Genomic DNA, 19,908 nt, shown 5'->3' with positions numbered 1-19,908 from the left:
TAATAAAGAAACAGATTCTACTTATACAGGAAAAATAAACTATAAGTTCTCAATTCCTCTTGGAAACGAGGCAGGTGTAGGAAAGTCTAAAGCAAAATTAAAAGTAACAGAAAACAAAACCTCTGGGGCTATTTCTATCGAACCTGAGTATAATGTTGTTTATGATAATCAGCCTCCTGTATTGACAACTTCTGGAAACGACAGTTTTATAAAGTTAAATACAAAAGTTCAGAATTCAAGTGGTTTCTATACTTTTGGCGCTATTGCATCAGAAGATAAGGTTGGAGAGGTAGCTCAAACTGGAGTTGAACGTATTGCATTCTACTTTACTCGCGATCTTGAATATAGTTTAAGTGAACTTAACTCAGATACTTATGCAAAGCACACAGGTGAAAAAGATTCAAAAACAAACGATTTATTTGATGTAATGATTTATCATTCAAACCTGGAAAATGATTCAACTTATGATGATGTGAATACAGGAAACATGATTGTAAATTATAAGGGAAAATCAGAGGCATCAAATCCAACTCTTGTGTTCGAAGATGGTATTTATTGGCATAAACTTTCTGGAAATATAACATCTAATGCGTTTACTTATACAGGAACAAAGAAACCGAATATTCATCCAAAAGGTCTTGTAAAAATTGATGGCGCAATATATTTGATTAATACAGTATCTTCAAATACGGTTGGTATAAATGGTTCATTTGAGGACAAAACTGACGTAACAGCTTATTTTGCAGTTTGTAATGTAATTGATAATGGAGGAGAAAAGAACGGTTCTTCAACAGATTACAGTGATAGTACAAAGGCTTATGGCTATGGTTATTATCAAACACGTCAAACTGATGATGGAGACTTAATTACAGAAACCTTCAATAATCAGGGAACGCAATGGATTTTTGATGCTGCAATAAACTCAAAGAACCTTCCTGATGGTCCTATTACTTTGCATATGGTTGCCTTTGATAAGGCTGGTAATCATTCTACATGGGAATCAACAGGTTTTGTGGTTTCTAATAATGCACCTCGTATTGCCGGTATGAAGATTGGTACAGATGAAGATGGTAATGGAACTGTCGAAGAGTCAGAATTTATTACAACTTACAGTGGAAGATATGAAAAAGGTTATGAAAATGGTGATACAGAACGACCAGTAAACGAAGCTACTTTCCCTGCAACAAACTCTTCTAATCAGACTACTGTACTTACTGTAAAGGGCTATACTGAAGTAAAGCCTGAATTAGTAGGTGGTAATGGAAAAATATATTATACTTATAGTGCAGCACCTGTAACAGCTGGAACAGTAGGAACTGCTAAAACAATTATTGACAATGATAATAAAATTGAAATAGCAACGGGTACAACAGATACTATTGCAACCCTTATCAGGCCAATTAAATTGCTATTGGAACATTTTATTGGAACAGAAGATGGAAAGGATAATAAGGTTATTCCAGAAGGAATTAATAAGTTCACTTTTAATTTTGGTGATTCAACTCCAGGAGTAACAAAGACAAGTGTACCAAATAATGCAACCTTGAATGTATATCTTAATGTTGCTTTACGAGAAGAAGAAAAAGCTAAAAACTGGATTTTGCCATTCTACTGGACTTCATCTACAGATAACAGCTTGTTCAAGCAGAGTAAGGAGCTTGGACATATTGAAATTGCCAGAGAGTGGGCTCTTTCATCTGGTTATTCTGCTGCTGATGACGAACTTGATAGCGATCCTAAAGTTTCTGGAAAAATTAAAATTGAAGGAATTGCAAAAGATAATTCTCTTCTGAAAGAAATTAAGGTGAAATTCGGAACTGCAATGTCTACAACAGGAGGTATTGGAACTACTGATGAAACAATTGCTACCTATAATGAAGGTTCATGGACTATTGCTGAAGAGCTGACTGATGAAGGCGAGATTGGAACAAAAGGCTGGGCTGCAGAAATTAAGCATGCAACTTATAAGGATTTGATGGATACTGGTATAATTACTGCTTATCCAGAAGAAAATGGTATAACAAAGAAAGCAACAGATGAAGTTCCTTATACAACCCAAACATATGGTCATGTTGTTCATTGGATTTTGTATCTTGATACAGAAAAAATTTCTGGAGTTACTGCAGCAAACGTAACGGTAACTGCCACAGCAACAGACCGCGGAACTCCAAAATGGAAATCAGATGAAAGTAAAGCGGTGTATACTGCAAATGACGCTGAAGTTACAGGAAAAGTTGGAGATAATCTGCCATTCTCAGGTACAGTAAAAGTAACTGTTTCCAATAACTCAAAAACTGCAACTGTAGGAAATCTTACTGGAAGTTACAGAATGGATGTGGTTCCTTATATCATGGGTGTAAGTACCCGCCTGGATCAGGCATATTCAAGTAAGCCTTCTGTATTCAACCGCTCTGCACAGGGATACTATCCTGTACAGCGTAGTAAAACAGGTGATGCACAAGAATGTGAGATTTACGGTTTGAATCTTGCCGGAGACACTGCCGAAATTACTTTCAACGGAACTTCCGTAGGTACTAAGGCAAATGAAAAACTCACACCTGCAACCTTTGAAACAGTTGATAAGTATTCTTACGATTCATTGAAATTTAATGTTCCAACAACCGCAAACTCAGGTGACATTGAAGTTACTGTAGGTAGTTTAAAATCTTTGAACAATAAGAATAGCAATGATGAGGGATATAATAGTGAGGCAAACGATACAAACAACAACAATCTCAATGATGACCGTAGGGTTTGGGTTTGGGGAATGAATGATGTATTGACTGGAGTTTCAACTGTTCGCTATCCATCATTCAGAATTGGTAAAGATGCAAATCAGACAGTAGGATTTGTTTATGATAGAGGTGGTGATTCTGTTTACTATTACAGAAAAAATGGAACAAGTAATTCTACAAATACTCGCCTTGATTATTCATATTCACAATGGTTTGCCACTGCATGTGCAATAGATTCTTCTGGTCACATTTATGCTGGTGCACAAAATGGTGATAGTGCTGCACGTGGAAATATGCCAACTCATAATAGTTATGCAAACTATAAATTCTATGCCTTAGCTGATATGGTTTCGTCTAATATGAATTTTGGTTATTCAAAAGGTTATAATGCAGTAGCTCTAGAAAGTTGTATTGGGCTTGACGAGAGTACGTTCTTTGCAGAAAGAATAAAAAATCCAAAGATAGCAACTTTAGGAAGTAATAAAACAAAGATGTATACTGTCTATTTTGATTCAAGTTCTCCAAGAATTGTATTTAGATATGGCGAAGCATCAAAAGAGAATGATACGGAGATTAAATTTGAATCTTATGGAATCGTAAACCGAGAAAACTCATCGGCTGCGAATGCCCAAATTATTGATAGATCTTCAAATGTTGGTGAATACGCAGCAGTTGGTGTAATTCCAACAGGTGTTACAGGAGCTGGCACTGCTGTAGTTTGCTGGAACTCTGGTAACGCTCTTAAGTATAAATACAATACAGACCCAACAAGTAATACATGGTCAGCTGAAAAAATTATTGACTCCGACTATGCAGGAGAATACTGTGACCTTGCTGTAGATGCTGCCGGCGGTATCCATATTGCTTACTACCGTGCAGGTAATAAGCTTAAGTATGCATATCTTTCATCATACGATGACACTACACCGGATGTTTGTATGGTCGACTCTTATCTGTCTGTCGGTGAGCATATCAGTATAGAAACAAGTACAAAGACTCTTCCTTACAAAGAAGGTAACGAAGATAAAACTCGTTACGTACCGTACATTTCTTACTACTCAAGTGCTATTGGTATGGCAAAAGTTGCATGGCCGGTTACAGTTAGTTCAACAGGTCACTTTACAGACGGTGTTACAAACGACAGATTTACCGGTGACTGGGAAGTTCAGGTACTTCCAACTTCGCTTGCTACAAAACTCCTGACTTACACTATTGGTGTCGGCGAAAAGACAAACGGTCTTAAAGATGGTGAAACAGACATTCAGTCTGTAATGCTTGGCTACGGAACAAAAAACGGTCTCCAGACCGCATTGCTGTACTAAAAAAGCCCCCTTCCCCTGTGCGGGAAGGCCGCAAGGCAAAAAAAATACCTCTTACCAACCCGGTAAGAGGTTCTTATGAGAATGCGTGTAACCAGCCCTTTCATACGGAATGGCTGGTTACTTTTTTTCTGCCTCCAGTTGTGTTTTGAGTTCCTGAACTTTTTCGACTGTAAGCCCCTGAGCCTGCGCGATTTGTTCGTCGGAAAGTATTTTCATTTTAAGAAGGTTAATTGCTGCTTCTTCGGCTTTCTGCTGGGCGCCTTCTTCACGGCCTTCCTTTTTAGCGGCTCTCATTATATCACGGTCATGTAAATTCATAGCGGCGTAATCACTCCTGAATTTTTCGTTATCCTTTGTCTGTTCAACAATTTTGGAAAGACGCTTTGAAAAATCATCTTCGCCTGGTTCATTTGTACTTATAAAGTGCAGAAATGCTCTGAGTTTTTCGTCTTTTTCCTGCTTGTATGCACTTGCATTATAAATCACCTTAAGGCTTTTGTCATTCAAATTAACTTCATTACTTTCCTTGCAGGTATTCTGGAATGTGTAGCATGGAAGACCATACGGGTTCTTATTTTCGGCGTCTTTATAAAACGGTTCGTTTTTGCAGATAAAAAGAACGTAGCTTTCTTTCAACTCCGTATAATCCTGCCCTTTCATAAGGCTGTCCATGTCGATCATGCTCTGGTAATAGCGGGTTCGATTTCCCAGATCATCCTGAGGATAGGACTGCATTTCTACATCAATTATTTTGTCATTATCTTTAAGATATACATCGAGTCTGACACCTTTTGTTGTGTAAAACGGCTTGATTGTTTTTTCAAGTTCAGGGTATTCAACGTGTCCCACCTTGATGTGTAAAAGACGCTCCACAAGTTCAGCGCAAATGTCAGGATTTCGCATGACCGCCTGAAACATTCCGTCGTCTGTAAAAGTAAGCTCGTCAACCGGCTTCTGATGATAAGTTTTTTCTGTCATAAAGGTACCTCTTTTTTTTGTTTTGGAATTTAGATTCCATACCTATAAATTCCCTCAGACAATGCCGTTTTGACAAAAAATTTGGAAAAAAGTTTGGAAATTTTGAAGAAAATTTTAAGAGAAGCTATATATTAGAATAGCAGGTGTTTTTATTGGATGTTTCCCCCGCGCCAAGAATTGAGCAGCGCGAAGCGGTTACCGCACTTTGTGCGGTAACTGACCGTCAGGGAACTGCGAAATGCGCCTGGGAAGGTGAAGCTGCGCCATAAAAATAACCCCGATTTTCCCGTCTAAAAAGACCAGAAAATCGGGGCTTTTTTATTTTCTAAATGCAGGTTTAGATTTTAATTCTTAAAAGTCTTATTTTTGAGCCGTTTCTGCTTCCATCTGCGCCTTAAGTTCAAGAACTTTTTCGACAGTAAGTCCCAGAGTTTGCGCGATTTCATCAACTGAAAGCTTATTTAATTGAAGAAGATTTATTGCAGCTTCGATAGCTTTTTCTTGTTTGCCTTCTTTTTTTGCGGCTCTTTGAATGTCTCTATCGTGTAAATTCATAGCGGCGTAATCAGTCCTGAATTTTTCGTTATCTTTGATTTTCTCAACTAGCCTTGAAAGACGGTTTGTAAAATCATCTTTTCCAGGTTCGTTCGTACTTATAAAGTGCAAAAAGGATTTTATCTTTTCATCCTTTGCTACTTCGTATGCACTAGCATTATAAATCACAGTTAGACTTTTGTCATTCAAATTTACTTCGGCATTTTCTTTGCAGACATTCTGAAAGGTATAACATGGAAGACCATAAGAAATGTTATTTTCTTCATCAATGAAGAAAGGATCCTGTTTACAGATGAAAAGAATGTAGCTTTCCTTCAACTCCGGATAATCCTGGCCTTTCATAAGACTGTCCATATCTATCATCGACTGATAATATCGTGTACGTTTACCTAATGCTTCCTGAGGGTAACACTGTAGTTCTACATCGATAATTTTGTCATCATCTTGCAAGTAAACATCAAGACGAACTCCCTTCGTTGTGTAAAAGGGCTTAATGGTTTTTTCAAGTTCTGGATATTCGACATGTCCAACTTTTATATGCAGAAGCCTTTCCACAAGTTCTGCACTGATTTCAGGGTTGCGCATAACTTCCTGAAACATTCCATCGTCGGTAAAAGTCAGTTTGTCCACCGGCTTTTTTTCATAAGTTGTTATTCTCTCTGTCATAATTTTCTCCAAATTGTAATATTAACTCCTTATAGTTAATATCCCTCTGACTTTGGCGTTTTGACAAAAATTTGAGAAAAAAGTTTGGAAATTTTGAAGAAATTTTGAGAAAAGACTATTAATAGGTAAGGTAGTACTTCTAACTTTTAAGCAGCCCCGGCCCAAGAATTGAGCAGCGCGAAGCGGTACGCGGCTCCACAGCCGCGTACTGACCAATAGGGAACTGCGAAATGCGTCTGGGGGTTTTCTGCTTTGCCCCAAAAAAAAATACCTCTTACCAGCCCGGTAAGAGGTTTTTATGAGAAAGCAGGTAAACAGCCCTTTCACACGGAATGGCTGGTTACTTTTTTTCTGCCTCCAGTTGTGTTTTGAGTTCCTGGACTTTTTCGACCGTAAGCCCCTGAGCCTGTGCGATTTGTTCAACGGTGCCTAACTTCATTTTTAGAAGATTTATGGCAGCTTCGATGGCCTTCTGCTGGGCACCTTCAACAAGGCCTTTCGCTAGTCCTTCAGCTCTGCCTTCTTCGCGGACTGTTTTTTCGTATATTTCCTGGTCAAATTCGGCTAACATCAAACCAATAATCTCCCATTTCTGCTCTTCGAATAAGCCGTCCAGAAGTTTGTTGTTAATTGCATCATCAACAGCGGCTTTTACCGCTTCGTCCCTTTCCTGTCCGTCTGCAATTCTTTTACGGACATTAGCAACGAAGTTACTGTAATCATACAATGCTTTACACTTTTTTTGAAGTGCAGGATTGTGATTGGCATTTACGTTTAAAACTGTAGCTGTCCATTCAAATTCGCCTTCTGTAGTCGGCTTTTCAAATGCATCAGAGAGACGGTATTTTATTATGTCTTCTTGATTTGTTGTGCCGTTATAGAAAACTACAAATTTAGGTGCAGGGATTTTTACCTGACTACTACCGTAAAGCATTTGTTTTCTGCCGGCTAAGTATGACTGATAAAGCCTTGCAAAATACATAAGCCCGCGAAGTGGCATGTTTGGATTTACTGTAGATTGATGTTCAAAAAGATTCATCTCCCCATCGATCAGGAATGACAGGTCATCTTTCATAGTTAAGAATAGTGCGTTCTGGATTGTTGTGATTTTCAGATCATTAATATCTGTGTAATTCGAATCGTTCAGTGCGTTGTAAAGAGATAAAAGCCATCTCTTGCTTCTGTCGTCCTCTCCTTTGAAGATGTAGCGGAAAAGCGTATCTTTGTAGTCGCGTTTCGCTTTCTCCTCGATGTCTGTTGTTTCTAGATTTGGTAATGTTTTTGTCTCTGCCATATTAATAGGCCCCCTTTTTTGATTTAACTCTCTATATATACACTGCCCCTGACTTTGCGATTTTGACAAAAATTTTGGAAAATAGTTTGTAAATTTTGAAAGAATTTTTAAAAAAGACTATAACTTAGGAGAGTTTAATAGATAACTGGAAAAAGAAGCCGGCTCAAGAATTGAGCAGCGCGAAGCGGTACGCGGCTGGAGCCACGTACTGACCGATAGGGAACTGCGAAATGCGTCTGGGAAGTCTCAGCTTTGCCCCAAAAAATATAAGAACCTCTTACCAAAGCGGTAAGAGGTTCTTATGCGAATGTATGTAAACAGTCCTTTCACACGAAATGGCTAGTTACTTATTTTCTGCTTCCAGCTGTGCTTTGAGCTCCTGAACTTTTTCGACAGGTAAATCAACAAACTCGGCAATTTCTTGTGTATCCTTATTCTTTTTTAGCATTTTTATTGCCGTTTCAATGGCTTTCTGTTGAGCGCCTTCCTGACGGCCTTGTTCCTGTCCGATAGCAATACCAGCTTCCTTGCCGCTGTCATATTTAATTGTAAGTTCTCTGATCAAATCCATATATTGCTTTCTCCACAGCGAATTATGCTTTGCATCTTCTGCAAGAGCAGCAATTCTTTCTGTAAACTTATTAGACGGAGCATTTCCAGATACAAGGCTCAGAAAAGCCTGCTGCTTTTCTGTAAGTAATTTCTTTCCGTCACGTGATATTTTAGCACAGTTATTTGCAATGAAAAAGTATTTTACTGCACGGTCTTTTAGCTGAATGGAAGTGTCTTCACGGCAAAGGTTTTCAAAACTGTAAACGGGAAGTCCTTTTTTGAAGATATCTGTGAGACAAATAAAAATAACATATGAATCCTTTAGAGCTTTATATTTCTGACCACTCTGCAGACTGTCTACATCCATAATTCCCTGATAGTAACGTGCTCGTTCAGGAAGATCGCCTGTATTAACGGTCTGCATTTCAATGTTGAAAGCCTGCTTATTGTTTTTGGCATAGACATCCATTCTTATTGATTTGCTTCCAAAATCGACTTCGACTGTTTCTTCTGTTCTGATTTCGATGCTGTCAATTTCCATTTCTAGAAGAATCTCTAAAAGTTCCTTGCAGACATCAGGATTATGCCGCATGACTTGGTAGAAGATAAAGTTGTTAGAGATGTTTGCCTGTTTCCATTCTTGCTCAGGGGTAAGAACTGTTTCTTCTTCTTTTGCTCGGGTTTCTTCTGATTGATTTTTTTTCTCAGTCATTTTTTCTCCTTTTTTTATTTGATTTTACAATCTATATATACACTCCCCCTGACTTTGCGATTTTGACAAAAATTCTGAAAAAAAGATTGGAAATTTTGATGAATTTTTTGGAAAAGACTATACCTTAGGAGAGTTTAATAGATAACTGGAAAAAGAAGCCGGCTCAAGAATTGAGCAGCGCGAAGCGGTACGCGGCTGGAGCCACGTACTGACCGATAGGGAACTGTGAAATGCGTCTGGGTAATTTCTGCTTTGGCCTCAACCCTCTTAGGCTACGGAACCAAAACCGGCCTAGAAACCGCCGCCCTGCAGTAAAAAAAACTGCCTTGCCCGCTCTCCTCGGGCAAGGTTGCAAGGCTGCATCCTATAAGTTGCTTCTTGTGACTTAAAAAAAAGTCCTGTTTCCTCCCGCCAGTCTACCCGCCGGCCAAGGAAACAGGGCTTTTTTTGTAGTTTGTACTAAGTAATTTTTGTTTTCAGGTAGGAATTATTTCTTATCTGCCGCTAGTTGCGCTTTGAGCTCCTGCACTTTTTCGACAGGCAAATCAACAAACTCAGCAATTGTTTGTGGCTCCATATTCTTTTTTAGCATTTTTATTGCCGTTTCGATGGCTTTCTGCTGGGCGCCTTCAACAAGACCTTCAGCTCTGCCTTCCGATTTTGCATCCTGAATTACAATAGATTCAAACAAATAAAGCTCCTTAACGTCCTCATTATGTTTTACTTCTTCAACAATTGAATCAATTCTATTTGTAAATTCATCTGAAGCCGTTCCTGTTTTAATATAATTCAGAAATGCCCTGAGTTCAACATCTTTTACATCGTCTGCTGCTTCTGCATTAAAAAAATATTTATGAGTTCTGTCATTAAGAAGTAAAGATTTATCTTCCTGACAGGTTTCCAGATAGGTATAAATAGGAAAGTTTCTTCCTATTGGATCCTCTTTACAAATAAAAATTATAAAACTTTCATTCAGCTGTTCATATTTCTGTCCTTTTAAGAGTGCATTTACATCTATCATTGACTGATAGTATCTGACTCTGCATGGCAAGTTATCATAATTTTTGGTTTGCATTTCTATATCAAAAACACGGTCTGAGTCCTTTATATAGACATCAAGCCTTATACTTTTTGACTGATAATATGGCTTGATTGGTTTTTCGAGTTCGACACGCTCAATGTGGTCGATTTTAATTTTGAGAAGCCGTTCAAGTACCCCGATGCAGATTTTATCATCCTTCATCACCTGATGAAACATAAAATCGTCACTGTATTCTAGTTCTTCAATTGGTTTAATTTCCGGCATAATGCCCTCCTGTAGTTTGTATTATTTCCTTACATATACACTAGTTGCAGACTATAAAAAATCGGAAATGGATTTGGAAAAAAGTTTGAGAATTTTGAGGAAATTTCAAGGAAAAGACTATTAATAGGTAGGGTGGCACTGTTAACTTTTAAGATTCCCCCGGCTCAAGAATTGAGCAGCACGAAGTGGTTCCCGCCTGAAAGGCGGGAACTGACCGTTAGGGAACTGCGAAATGCGTTTGGGTATTTGAAGTTTTGCCCCAAAAAAAAATACCTCTTACCAGCCCGGTAAGAGGTTCTTATGAGAAAGCAGGTAAGCAGTTGTTTCACACGGAATGGCTGGTTACTTTTTTTTCTGCTTCCAGCTGTGCTTTGAGTTCCTGAACTATTTCGACAGTAAGTCCCTGAGCCTGCGCGATTTGTTCAACGGTGCCTAACTTCATTTTTAGAAGATTTATGGCAGCTTTTTCAGCCCTATCTTCTGCGGCTTCTTCACGCTGAACGGCAATATCGGTTTTATAACTGTATCTTGCACATAGCATATTTATAACCTCCCGGGCCTTTCTGTCCAGATAATCAACAAGAATATTTTCATCTATTGCCGCATAAATTGCTTTTCTGAAAGACTCTCTTGGATTTTTCTTGTCATAGTATTTTTCTACAATCTCTATGAACTCGCAATACTGCTTAAGAATATCACAGTTTTGTTTAAACGGCAAATTTTGAGAATCTGAGCAGTTCTTAACTGTTACCGTAAGGTCGAGTTTTGAACTGTCTTTTGTGTAGAATGAATCAGAAAGTTTAAGCACTTTTTCCTGAGGATAATTGTCTTTTCCTACGTAAACAACATAAAAATCCGGATTTGGCAGCTTAAATGCCTTTTTATTGTAGCGTTTTCTTGGCGGCACAATTCCTTCATAAATACGTGTTACATATTCCAGACAACGAAAGGGCATATTCTCGTTGATTGTACTTTGATGTTCAACAAGAACCACCAGTTTGCCGTCAATCTCCCAACTTACGTCATTGTTATAGGTTTTATACAGCGTCTGGTCGATAATCTTTCGCCTTATGCTTACATCATCTTCGCTGTAATTTTTGCCGCTCAGGGCATTGTAGAGCGAAAGAAAATTCTTTTTACCGTCGCGGTCGCTTCCGAATAAATCTGTAAAAACTGAATCCTTGTACTTACGTTTTAAGAAAAACATACTGAATACCTCATGTATAGAATGATTTGGAAAAATAATTCCTTATCTATACACTCCCGCCTTTTATCACGTTTTGACAAAATTTGAAGCTTAAATTTTGAAAAAATTTAAGTAGCAAAGGTTATTTATACTTACAATTGTAGAGAAGATTTTTAACCTTTGCGTTTTTGACAAAAATTCGGAAAAAAAGATTGGAAATTTTGGAGATTTTTTTTGGGGAAAACTATAACTTAGGATAGTTTTATGTGTAACTGGAAAAAAAGACCTTACTCAATATGCGTCAATAAATGAAATTATATGCAGCAACATATGATTTCATTTACAGCAATTAACAAAATCATTAGAAGTAACTAAAGATTTTGTTTACAGCAATTCCCGAAGTCTTTAGCAGCAACTAATGACTTCGGTTGTAGCAACAAATGATTTTATATGCAGCAACAAAAAATATTTTATACAGCAATAAAAAGAAATTTACATCTCAGGTCTTAATTATTTTTGTAATACAGATTCTTGCAGTACTCATCAGGATTTATTGGCATTCCCTTTTTTCCTTTTTAACTTTTTCATCCTTGCTGCTTCGTTTTTTTCTATTTTCCTTCAGAATTTTAGTAGAATACAAAGAATAACCCCGCCTTTTGGTATGACACTTGGCGGGGTTATTCTTTTCAGTATATTCAGTGTAGTTATAATGGCATACAGCCAGTTAATTATCCAATCAACGATTTCTGCTTCTTACTAACCGGCTCACAAGTCAAATCAACGCCGAGTTTTTTGAAAATCTTGCGGTCAACTTCGGAAAGCATAACGCTGGCGTGAACCTGGCAGCCTTTTAGCTTTGGAAGCTGTTCCATTGCTTTGCGGCAGTTTTCGTCATCGCGGCTGAGCATGGCAAGGGCAACAAGAACTTCGTCTGTGTGCAAACGAGGGTTGTTTCCGGCAAGGTAATTTACCTTCATCTTCTGGATTGGCTCTATCATTTCGGCTGGAATAAGCTTTACCTTGTGGTCAATGCCGGCAAGGTGCTTTGTTGCGTTCAAAAGCAGGGCGGCACTTGTTCCCAAAAGTGGAGAAGTTTCGGCAGTGATAATTGTTCCGTCTTCCAGCTCGATTGCCGAAGCAGGACCTTCCGCACGGGAAGCTCTTTCTTTAGCCGCAACAGTCACCTTACGCATATCAGTTGTGATGTTTGTCTGCTGCATCAAAAGCTTGATTTTGTTTACTTCTTCTTCTGTGCCGCTTCCATCCGCAAAGCGGTTTGTAGCAGTGTAATAGCGGCGGATGATTTCCTGAAAGCTTGCTTCACGGCAGGCATCATCATCATAAATACAAAGACCGGCCATGTTTACGCCCATGTCGGTTGGAGATTTATAAGGATTTTCGCCGTAAATGCCCTTAAAAATTGCATCCAGAACCGGATAGATTTCAATATCGCGGTTGTAATTTACAGTTGTCTTTCCGTAAGCCTCAAGATGCCATGGGTCAATCATGTTTACGTCGTTCAAATCGGCAGTTGCAGCTTCGTAGGCAATATTTACAGGGTGCTTGAGAGGCAGGTTCCAGATAGGGAAAGTTTCAAACTTTGCATATCCGGCCTTAATTCCGCGCTTGTTTTCGTGATAAAGCTGGCTCAAACAGGTTGCCATTTTTCCAGAACCTGGGCCAGGGGCTGTAACAACAACAAGCGGACGAGTTGTTTCTATATAATCGTTCTTTCCGTAACCGTCGTCACTGTCGATAAGGGCAACGTTAGACGGATAACCCGGAATTGTATAATGATAGTAAGCCTTAATATTCATTTTCTTAAGGCGGGCACGGAAGGCCTTTGCACTTTCCTGACCTGTATAATGAGTGATGCAGACAGAACCTACCATGAGTCCGCGCTTCTGGAACTCATCACGAAGGCGCAGTACGTCCTTATCGTATGTAATTCCCAAATCACCGCGCACCTTGTTCTTTTCTATATCAACTGCGCTGATTACAATTACAATTTCTGCAACATCTGCCAGCTGCATAAGCATTTTAAGCTTAGAGTCCGGCTCAAAACCCGGCAGAACGCGTGACGCATGATAGTCGTCAAACAACTTTCCGCCAAATTCCAGATATAATTTGTCGCCAAATTTCGAAATTCTTTCCTTAATGTGCTCTGACTGAATCTTCAGATATTTATCGTTATCAAATCCCTTTTTCATACGGGAATATAATTTAACGTATTTTAAGGATTTTAACAATTAAAGAATCAGTTAACATAAAAAATAGCTTCCGGTCGCAGTTCATGGTGCAAAATCGCGCAATAATGCGCTACACGCTGATTGTTGCAAAGTAACTATAGAATTGACCGCTCACGCGGTCGCAACAATCAGAGTGTTTTTGCACCACGAACTGCTCCCTCGCGCTATTTTTTATACTAGCGTCTCTAATATATTCCTAATACGCGCACTTCTTCAGTCACCGCTTTCAAATCCGCCATAACTTCTTCCACATCCTTCTTGCCCTTAATGTCGGCAACCGCGAAGAACCAGTATTTCCATGGCTCACCACCGATCGGGCGGGATTCAAGGCGGGTAAGGTTTAGCTTGTGGCTGTCAAAAACGCCCAGAGTTCGGTAGAGGGCGCCGTGCTCGTTCTTTGTCTTAAAGATAAAGGTGGCATTTGTCGGCTTGCTGGACTGGATTTTGATTGCAGGATGCTTATCCTTGGCTGCAATCACCATAAAGCGGGTGAAGTTTCCAGGGTTATTTTCAATGTCTTCCTGCAAAACTTCAAGGCCGTACAAAGCGGCATTGTTTTCGCTCGCAATTGCCGCATTTTCCTTGCTGTTCCAGTCGCGCACGTTGTTTGCGGCAGTAGCGGTACTTACAGCGTCAATTTTTTCCCAGTCTGCGTGAGAGTCCAGAAACTTTTTGCACTGGCTCAAAGCCTGAGGATGCGAATAAACCTTCTTTACATCAGCAAGAGTGGCGCCCTTTACACCCAGCAGGGCATGACGTACGTTCAGCGTAATCGAGCCGATAATTTCTACATCAGCAAAGCGGGTAAAGTTATCGTAGTTTTCGTAAATTGTTCCGGCAAGACTGTTTTCAATCGGAACCATACCAAAATCAGATTTACCGTCTGTAACAGCCTGGAAAATATCTGCAAAAGAATTTTCTGCCTGAGCCTTAACGTTATCGCCGTCAAAGTAGCGGTTGATAGCCTGCTCTGCGTAAGCACCGCGCTTTCCGCTGAAAGAACAGATTACTTCGTGCGGCTCTTCCGATTTTTTAGTCTTAACTACCGCGTGGCTGTCGTGAGCCGCTTCGTCATCACGAATGTGGGCAACAGCCTTTCCCAAAACCGGCGCAAAAGCTTCTACATCGTGCATAAGCTTATCAAACTGTTCCGGAAGCAAAGCCTGAGGTCCGTCACTCATAGCCTTTTCCGGATGATTATGAACTTCAACAACAATTCCGTCTGCCCCGCAGGCAATGGCGCCAAGGCCCATCTGCGGAATCATACTGCGGATTCCAACCGCGTGGCTCGGGTCAACAATAATAGGAAGGTGAGTCAGGCTTCTGAGTACCGGTACCGCGCTTAAATCAAGGGTATTTCTGGTAGCCTTTTCAAAAGTTCTGATGCCCCGCTCGCACAAAATTACTTTTTCGGTGCCGCTGGAAAGCAGGTATTCGGCACTCATCAAAAGATCATCAATTGTAGCCGCAAGACCGCGCTTCAAAATTACAGGCTTACCAAGGGCCCCGACCTTCTTCAAAAGCTCAAAGTTCTGCATGTTTCGCGCGCCAATCTGATAAACATCCACGCCGTATTTTTCCATCACGTCCACAAGCGAAGTGTCTACAATCTCGGTCACAATCGGAAGTCCGTACTTGTCGCTGGCCTCACGAAGGTATTTGAGTCCTTCCTCGCCCAGCCCCTGGAAAGAGTAAGGCGAAGTTCTAGGCTTGTAGGCGCCACCCCTCAGCATAACCGCCCCGCTTGATGCCACCGCCGCCGCAATTTCCATCATCTGTTCCCGGCTTTCCACCGCGCAAGGTCCCGCAATCGTCACGATTCTAGGCCCTCCAACCCGCACAATCTGCCCGCGGCTGTTAGGAATTTCCACAACTGTATCTTCTTTTTTATATTCTCTGCTTGCTAATTTGTAAGGTTTTGTTTCCATAATTATTACTCCTGAATTTGATTTTTATGGGCATCCGTCCGCCTCCGGCGGCCGGTCGGGCTTTTCGGGGTTCCGCTATCGCTTCATTGGACGCAGCAAGCTGCTTACCAACGCTTCGCGCCCCTACAATCCCTTGCCTGTGTAGCGCATTATCTCGCCTTCGCAGCATAGCTGCTCGGAGACTCGCTTAAAACGCTCCACTGGAGCGTTTTACCGGCTAAAGCCGTCGCTCCCTAGGTTTTGCCCAATGCTCTACGACCGGAAGCCATTTTTAGGTAAAGTATTTAAAGACAAAAAAAGCGATATTATCATTGCTATGGCTTCTACTATCGAATCCCAGCAAGAATAATATCGCCTTCATATCGGTGTGAATCAGATGATTCAACGCTGTATTTGAGTTTATTCTTCTATTTTTCTTTGTAATTCTGTTTTCCATGTGCTTTTACCTCCAAACGCTATATCTTTACCATTAAAAAATGCTGACAATGCAAAGCTAAAAAAGCTAAATGAGAAAAAGTTAAAGCTTTTAAAGGAAAAATTAAAAGTCATTTTCAGCTCCCTATAAAGATACGCGCGCAAAAGCACACTAAAACTAGCAAAAATATAGCGGATTTATTTTCCCGTGTCAAATAAAAAAATCCCCAGATGCAAAACTTACACCTGGGGAAAGGTTTTATTAATGTTGGTGGATTATAAATCCAAATGGACTAATTAAGAAGCGTTTCTGTGTGTTTCAACAATAGCATCTTCTGAATAGAGATAGCTGAACAAAGCCTTTGCAGTGTCGTAAAGCGGATGTTTTACTGTAAGCTGGCTGTCAAAACCGATTCTGTACATAAAAGAAGCGGCAGCACTTGTTGAACATGGTTTCCAGAGTTTTGCGCTTTCAATGTTGAAGAATTCGCAGCGTTCAGAAGCGGCAATTGCCTTGATGTGGCGGTTCATATCGCCTACTGTCTGGCTGGCAGTTGGATTGCCTACAGAAACAAGCTGGATTCTCATTTTAGAGTCAACAGATTTGAGGTAAGAAATGAAATCAAGATAGAGAGAATCGAATTCTGTTGGATTTGATTTGAAAAGTTCAATATCGTTTTCACCAAGCTGAACAATTACAGCTTCTGCCTTAAATGATTCAGCTGCAAGTTTGAACTGTACTTTTGCATTTTTAACAGAAAGATTTTCAACACTTGCGTTTACAATCTTAAAGTTGAAACCGAAAGATTTGCAAAGTTCCTCTGTAGGAATATATTTTGCAGTGCTTGCTCCAAACAAAACTGTCATGTCCTTTGCTTTTTCAGCCTTAGGAAATCTGTAAAAATCAAAATCAAATGCTTTCATATGTTACCTCTGTGGAGGCGGGCCGGTCAGAGCCCGCCATGTTTTATAGCAAAGCGTTAAGAAAAATTGCGATGCAGCAATTTTTTAGCTTTACCAATTATATAATGAGCTTAAGCTCCCAATGTTTCACGCTTAGGATAGCTGATAACTGCTGTTCTCTTATCCAGTGCACGATTTCTGAAATAAACCAGAAGGTTTGTTGTAACGATTGTCAGGTTCAAAAAGTAAACAACAAGAACATAACCAACTGCATGGTTCAAAAACTTTGCAATAATTCCGGCAACATAACCAGTAATTATCAAAAGAATGAATGGAAGACTTGTTCCTTTTGCTGTGCGGGCTTTGTAAGCTTTAAGAACATTCAAAGGCCAAGAAAAACCAAAACAGATAAGCATAAGGCTTTCAAAAATCGGTGCTAAAGACATTTTTATCTAACTCCTGTGTAAGCCCGCCGGTCAGAGCGGGCGGTGTTATATAGCAAAGCGTTAAGAAAAATTGCGATGCAGCAATTTTTTAGCTTTACCATTTTTTAATCTTGACCCTAGTATAACTTTCTCAAAAAAAATCACAATTTTTTGAAAGAAAGAAAAATATTTTCAGACTTTTTTTCATTTTTTTTAGTTTAAAAAGGCTTAAAAAAGCCTTAAAAAGACCTTCTTCTTTGTGAAAGGCAGAATTATGTGGTAAATTTATAGTATGAAAACTAAATCAGCAGATAATCTCAGAAAAGAAATTCAGCATACCCATCTTCTTCTTATCATCATAATTACAATTTTATTCAGTCTTGGAGGGGCGGCTATCAACGTTAATGCCCACGATAAGGCCTTCGATCTCAACCTGCAGAATACAGCGGAATTGATTTCCCGTCTTTATTCTTTTACCCGCGGTTATTCTCCGGAGGATTTACGTTCTTATTTTGATTCAGTTGAACAGAGCCTTCCCGAAGTTGACGTTATTTCTATAGTAGATAAAGAGCACATCAGACTTTATCACACAAATCATGCTTTAATCGGAACCCTTTATGACGGAAAAGTGCCCGATCTTACCCAGCATAAAAACGGCTTTTACACAGAAAGTGATATCGGACCTTCCGGCCCTCAGCGCCGTACCTACTATGCCCTTTTTGATGAAAATGGCAACTACGACGGATTTTTAATGGCAATCGTACTTAAAACCACAATCCACTCAGTTACAATTAAGACCATCATGCTTTTTGCGGCAATCACGCTGGGAGCAATCCTCATAGAATTCTTCCTTTCCCGCACGGTTTCTCATAAAATTAAAAAACGCCTGCTTGGTTTTGAACCCGATGCCTTTACTTCAATGTTTAAAATCCGCGATAACATCCTTGAATCTATTAATGATGGAATTATCGCCGTTGACCGCCATGCAAACATTCAGTTTTCCAACAATGCGGCAAAAAAAATCCTAAATTGTGACGGAACTGACGAAAAGGTAGACCTGATAAAGAAAAATGTTTTTGCCGAAAAATTCCTTCTTCCTGTAATCAATGACGGAAAATCGGTTTTCGGCCTTCAGGAAACAATCGACAATAAAACTTCGGTGCTGATTGACTGTATTCCTATTAAAGAAGAAGCCGGAGACCAGAGTCAGAATGTTGGTGCGGTTGCAATCCTTCACGACCGGACAGAATACACAAAGCTGATGGAAGACCTTGCCGGAACAAAATACCTTGTAGACTCAATGCGGGCAAACAACCACGATTTTACAAACAAACTGCACGTAATTCTTGGTCTTATTCAGATTGGTCAGTACGAAAAGGCAGTACAATATATAGAAAACATTTCAATTATTCAGCGCGAAACCTTAAGCGTTGTAATGCATTCGGTTGATAACGCAACTCTTGCTGCCCTTTTAATAGGAAAAATTGCCCGCAGTTCTGAATGTAACGTACGCTTTATCCTGCGTGAAGATATCTGTTTTAAAAGTGCCGACATCGATATTCCATCTGAAGCCCTTGTTACAATCGTGGGAAATCTTATTGATAATGCCCTAGATTCAATGAACACTTCAAGTTCTGATTTGCGGGAACTGGAATTCGGTGTATTTACCCAGCCTGGCGAACTTTTAATCACTGTGGATGATACGGGCTGCGGAATTTCTGAAGAAAATAAGGATAAGGTTTTTGATAACGGATTTTCAACCAAGGGAAAGGGACGGGGAGTTGGACTCTATCACACAAAGCAGCTGATTGAAAGTCTTGGCGGAAACATAAGCTTTGAAAGTCAGGCTGGCGTGGGCACGTCATTTATGGTAACTTTTAATAAGTCAAAGGAGCCGGATAATGCAGGAAATTTATAAGGTTTTAATTGTAGATGATGACCCTATGGTCGCAATGATAAACGAGCAGTATGTCTGCAAAAACAAGCAGTTTAAGGTTGTCGGAAGCTGCCGTAACGGAAAAGACGCAATTGAATTTCTTGAAGCACATCCAACAGACCTTGTAATTCTTGACGTATACATGCCTGATATGGACGGCCTTGAAACCCTGAAAAAAATCCGTGAGAAGAAAATCTCTTCAGAAGTAATTATGGTAACCGCCGCAAATGATGTTGCCACACTGGAGGATACGCTGCATCTTGGAGTTATCGACTTTTTGATTAAACCCTTTGCCTATGAACGCTTTCAGATTGCCCTGGAAAAATTTCTTGCAAACCGCAAGGCCTTCAGGGATTCTGCAATCTTAAATCAGACCAGTGTAGACAATATCATCACAAATTCTACAAAAATTGCCAGTAAAGAATATCCTAAGGGAATTCAGGAAAAAACCCTTTTACTTATCCGCGATTATTTTACGGAAAATATTTCGCCTGACGGCTGGTTCAGTGGAGAAGCAATTGCAGAAAAAGTGGGACTTTCTTCAGTTACAATCCGCCGCTATATGAACTTTCTGGTTGGCAGCGGAGAGGTTGAAGAAAGCATAAATTACGAAACCGGCGGCCGTCCGAGTGTGCTCTACAAAAAGAGTTTATAAGCCATTATATAAGCAAAAACTTGCGAGATGTAATTTTTGGATTTATCATTATTAAGATATAGTTAAAGTTTTGTAATAATTATACTTAATTT

General features: G+C 39.7%; 14 protein-coding genes. 3 read left to right on the top strand and 11 right to left on the bottom strand.

Annotated features, from left to right (window positions below; genetic code table 11):
- The coding region (locus MSI_RS14685; protein ID WP_039924633.1) for a hypothetical protein at nt 1–4,057 on the top strand (4,057 nt) is incomplete at its 5' end.
- Nucleotides 4,058–4,174: 117 nt separating this feature from the next.
- Here the strand turns inward: MSI_RS14685 and MSI_RS09075 are convergent.
- The 11 genes from MSI_RS09075 to MSI_RS09025 all read right to left on the bottom strand — a co-directional run bounded on the left by MSI_RS09075 (nt 4,175) and on the right by MSI_RS09025 (nt 17,246).
- Nucleotides 4,175–5,035 carry an Rpn family recombination-promoting nuclease/putative transposase gene (locus MSI_RS09075; RefSeq protein WP_009106041.1) on the bottom strand — a complete coding sequence of 287 codons (861 nt, stop codon included), beginning with the start codon at nt 5,033–5,035 and terminating at the stop codon, nt 4,175–4,177.
- Between the two features lie 360 nt (nt 5,036–5,395).
- Entirely contained in the window at nt 5,396–6,256 is an 861-nt protein-coding gene (locus MSI_RS09070; protein ID WP_009106039.1) for an Rpn family recombination-promoting nuclease/putative transposase, read from the bottom strand.
- A gap of 340 nt (nt 6,257–6,596) precedes the next feature.
- On the bottom strand, nt 6,597–7,550 hold the full coding sequence (locus tag MSI_RS09065; RefSeq protein ID WP_009106037.1) for a hypothetical protein: 954 nt from the start codon (nt 7,548–7,550) through the stop codon (nt 6,597–6,599).
- Nucleotides 7,551–7,893: 343 nt separating this feature from the next.
- Entirely contained in the window at nt 7,894–8,814 is a 921-nt protein-coding gene (locus MSI_RS09060) for an Rpn family recombination-promoting nuclease/putative transposase (protein ID WP_009106035.1), read from the bottom strand.
- Between the two features lie 487 nt (nt 8,815–9,301).
- Nucleotides 9,302–10,120 carry an Rpn family recombination-promoting nuclease/putative transposase gene (locus MSI_RS09055; protein WP_009106032.1) on the bottom strand — a complete coding sequence of 273 codons (819 nt, stop codon included), beginning with the start codon at nt 10,118–10,120 and terminating at the stop codon, nt 9,302–9,304.
- A gap of 325 nt (nt 10,121–10,445) precedes the next feature.
- A complete protein-coding gene (locus tag MSI_RS09050; protein ID WP_009106030.1) occupies nt 10,446–11,327 on the bottom strand; it encodes an Rpn family recombination-promoting nuclease/putative transposase in 882 nt (293 codons plus the stop codon).
- 707 nt (nt 11,328–12,034) lie between these two features.
- Complete coding sequence (locus MSI_RS09040) at nt 12,035–13,516, bottom strand: DUF1846 domain-containing protein (protein ID WP_009106028.1); 1,482 nt, start codon at nt 13,514–13,516, stop codon at nt 12,035–12,037.
- Between the two features lie 224 nt (nt 13,517–13,740).
- Nucleotides 13,741–15,483, bottom strand: coding sequence for a 3-deoxy-7-phosphoheptulonate synthase (gene aroF / locus MSI_RS09035; protein WP_009106026.1), 1,743 nt, complete (start codon nt 15,481–15,483; stop codon nt 13,741–13,743).
- Nucleotides 15,484–15,882: 399 nt separating this feature from the next.
- A complete protein-coding gene (locus MSI_RS14530) occupies nt 15,883–16,032 on the bottom strand; it encodes a hypothetical protein (protein ID WP_155815557.1) in 150 nt (49 codons plus the stop codon).
- A 162-nt stretch (nt 16,033–16,194) separates the two neighbouring features.
- Nucleotides 16,195–16,821 carry an SGNH/GDSL hydrolase family protein gene (locus tag MSI_RS09030; RefSeq protein WP_009106024.1) on the bottom strand — a complete coding sequence of 209 codons (627 nt, stop codon included), beginning with the start codon at nt 16,819–16,821 and terminating at the stop codon, nt 16,195–16,197.
- Between the two features lie 110 nt (nt 16,822–16,931).
- Complete coding sequence (locus tag MSI_RS09025) at nt 16,932–17,246, bottom strand: hypothetical protein (RefSeq protein ID WP_009106022.1); 315 nt, start codon at nt 17,244–17,246, stop codon at nt 16,932–16,934.
- A 271-nt stretch (nt 17,247–17,517) separates the two neighbouring features.
- On the opposite strand from MSI_RS09025, the gene MSI_RS09020 reads away from it, so the two are divergent.
- Together MSI_RS09020 and MSI_RS09015 are read left to right on the top strand one after the other, a co-directional pair.
- The gene (locus MSI_RS09020; RefSeq protein ID WP_009106020.1) at nt 17,518–19,143 is read left to right on the top strand and encodes a sensor histidine kinase; all 1,626 of its coding nucleotides are present in this window, start codon (nt 17,518–17,520) and stop codon (nt 19,141–19,143) included.
- The gene (locus tag MSI_RS09015; RefSeq protein WP_009106018.1) at nt 19,127–19,816 is read left to right on the top strand and encodes a response regulator; all 690 of its coding nucleotides are present in this window, start codon (nt 19,127–19,129) and stop codon (nt 19,814–19,816) included. The genes MSI_RS09020 and MSI_RS09015 overlap by 17 nt, the downstream gene beginning before the upstream one ends.
- The last annotated feature ends 92 nt before the right edge of the window (nt 19,817–19,908 follow it).

This window comes from Treponema sp. JC4, assembly GCF_000260795.1.
GTDB lineage: Bacteria > Spirochaetota > Spirochaetia > Treponematales > Treponemataceae > Treponema_D.
This window is presented reverse-complemented; position numbering and strand designations above follow the sequence as displayed.

What these genes read in the sequence shown, in the direction of transcription:
- MSI_RS09075 (WP_009106041.1), bottom strand. Translation starts at nt 5,035, where the DNA reads ATGACAGAAAAAACTTATCATCAGAAGCCGGTTGACGAGCTTACTTTT.
- MSI_RS09070 (WP_009106039.1), bottom strand. Translation starts at nt 6,256, where the DNA reads ATGACAGAGAGAATAACAACTTATGAAAAAAAGCCGGTGGACAAACTG.
- MSI_RS09065 (WP_009106037.1), bottom strand. Translation starts at nt 7,550, where the DNA reads ATGGCAGAGACAAAAACATTACCAAATCTAGAAACAACAGACATCGAG.
- MSI_RS09060 (WP_009106035.1), bottom strand. Translation starts at nt 8,814, where the DNA reads ATGACTGAGAAAAAAAATCAATCAGAAGAAACCCGAGCAAAAGAAGAA.
- MSI_RS09055 (WP_009106032.1), bottom strand. Translation starts at nt 10,120, where the DNA reads ATGCCGGAAATTAAACCAATTGAAGAACTAGAATACAGTGACGATTTT.
- MSI_RS09050 (WP_009106030.1), bottom strand. Translation starts at nt 11,327, where the DNA reads ATGTTTTTCTTAAAACGTAAGTACAAGGATTCAGTTTTTACAGATTTA.
- MSI_RS09040 (WP_009106028.1), bottom strand. Translation starts at nt 13,516, where the DNA reads ATGAAAAAGGGATTTGATAACGATAAATATCTGAAGATTCAGTCAGAG.
- aroF (WP_009106026.1), bottom strand. Translation starts at nt 15,483, where the DNA reads ATGGAAACAAAACCTTACAAATTAGCAAGCAGAGAATATAAAAAAGAA.
- MSI_RS14530 (WP_155815557.1), bottom strand. Translation starts at nt 16,032, where the DNA reads ATGACTTTTAATTTTTCCTTTAAAAGCTTTAACTTTTTCTCATTTAGC.
- MSI_RS09030 (WP_009106024.1), bottom strand. Translation starts at nt 16,821, where the DNA reads ATGAAAGCATTTGATTTTGATTTTTACAGATTTCCTAAGGCTGAAAAA.
- MSI_RS09025 (WP_009106022.1), bottom strand. Translation starts at nt 17,246, where the DNA reads ATGTCTTTAGCACCGATTTTTGAAAGCCTTATGCTTATCTGTTTTGGT.
- MSI_RS09020 (WP_009106020.1), top strand. Translation starts at nt 17,518, where the DNA reads ATGAAAACTAAATCAGCAGATAATCTCAGAAAAGAAATTCAGCATACC.
- MSI_RS09015 (WP_009106018.1), top strand. Translation starts at nt 19,127, where the DNA reads ATGCAGGAAATTTATAAGGTTTTAATTGTAGATGATGACCCTATGGTC.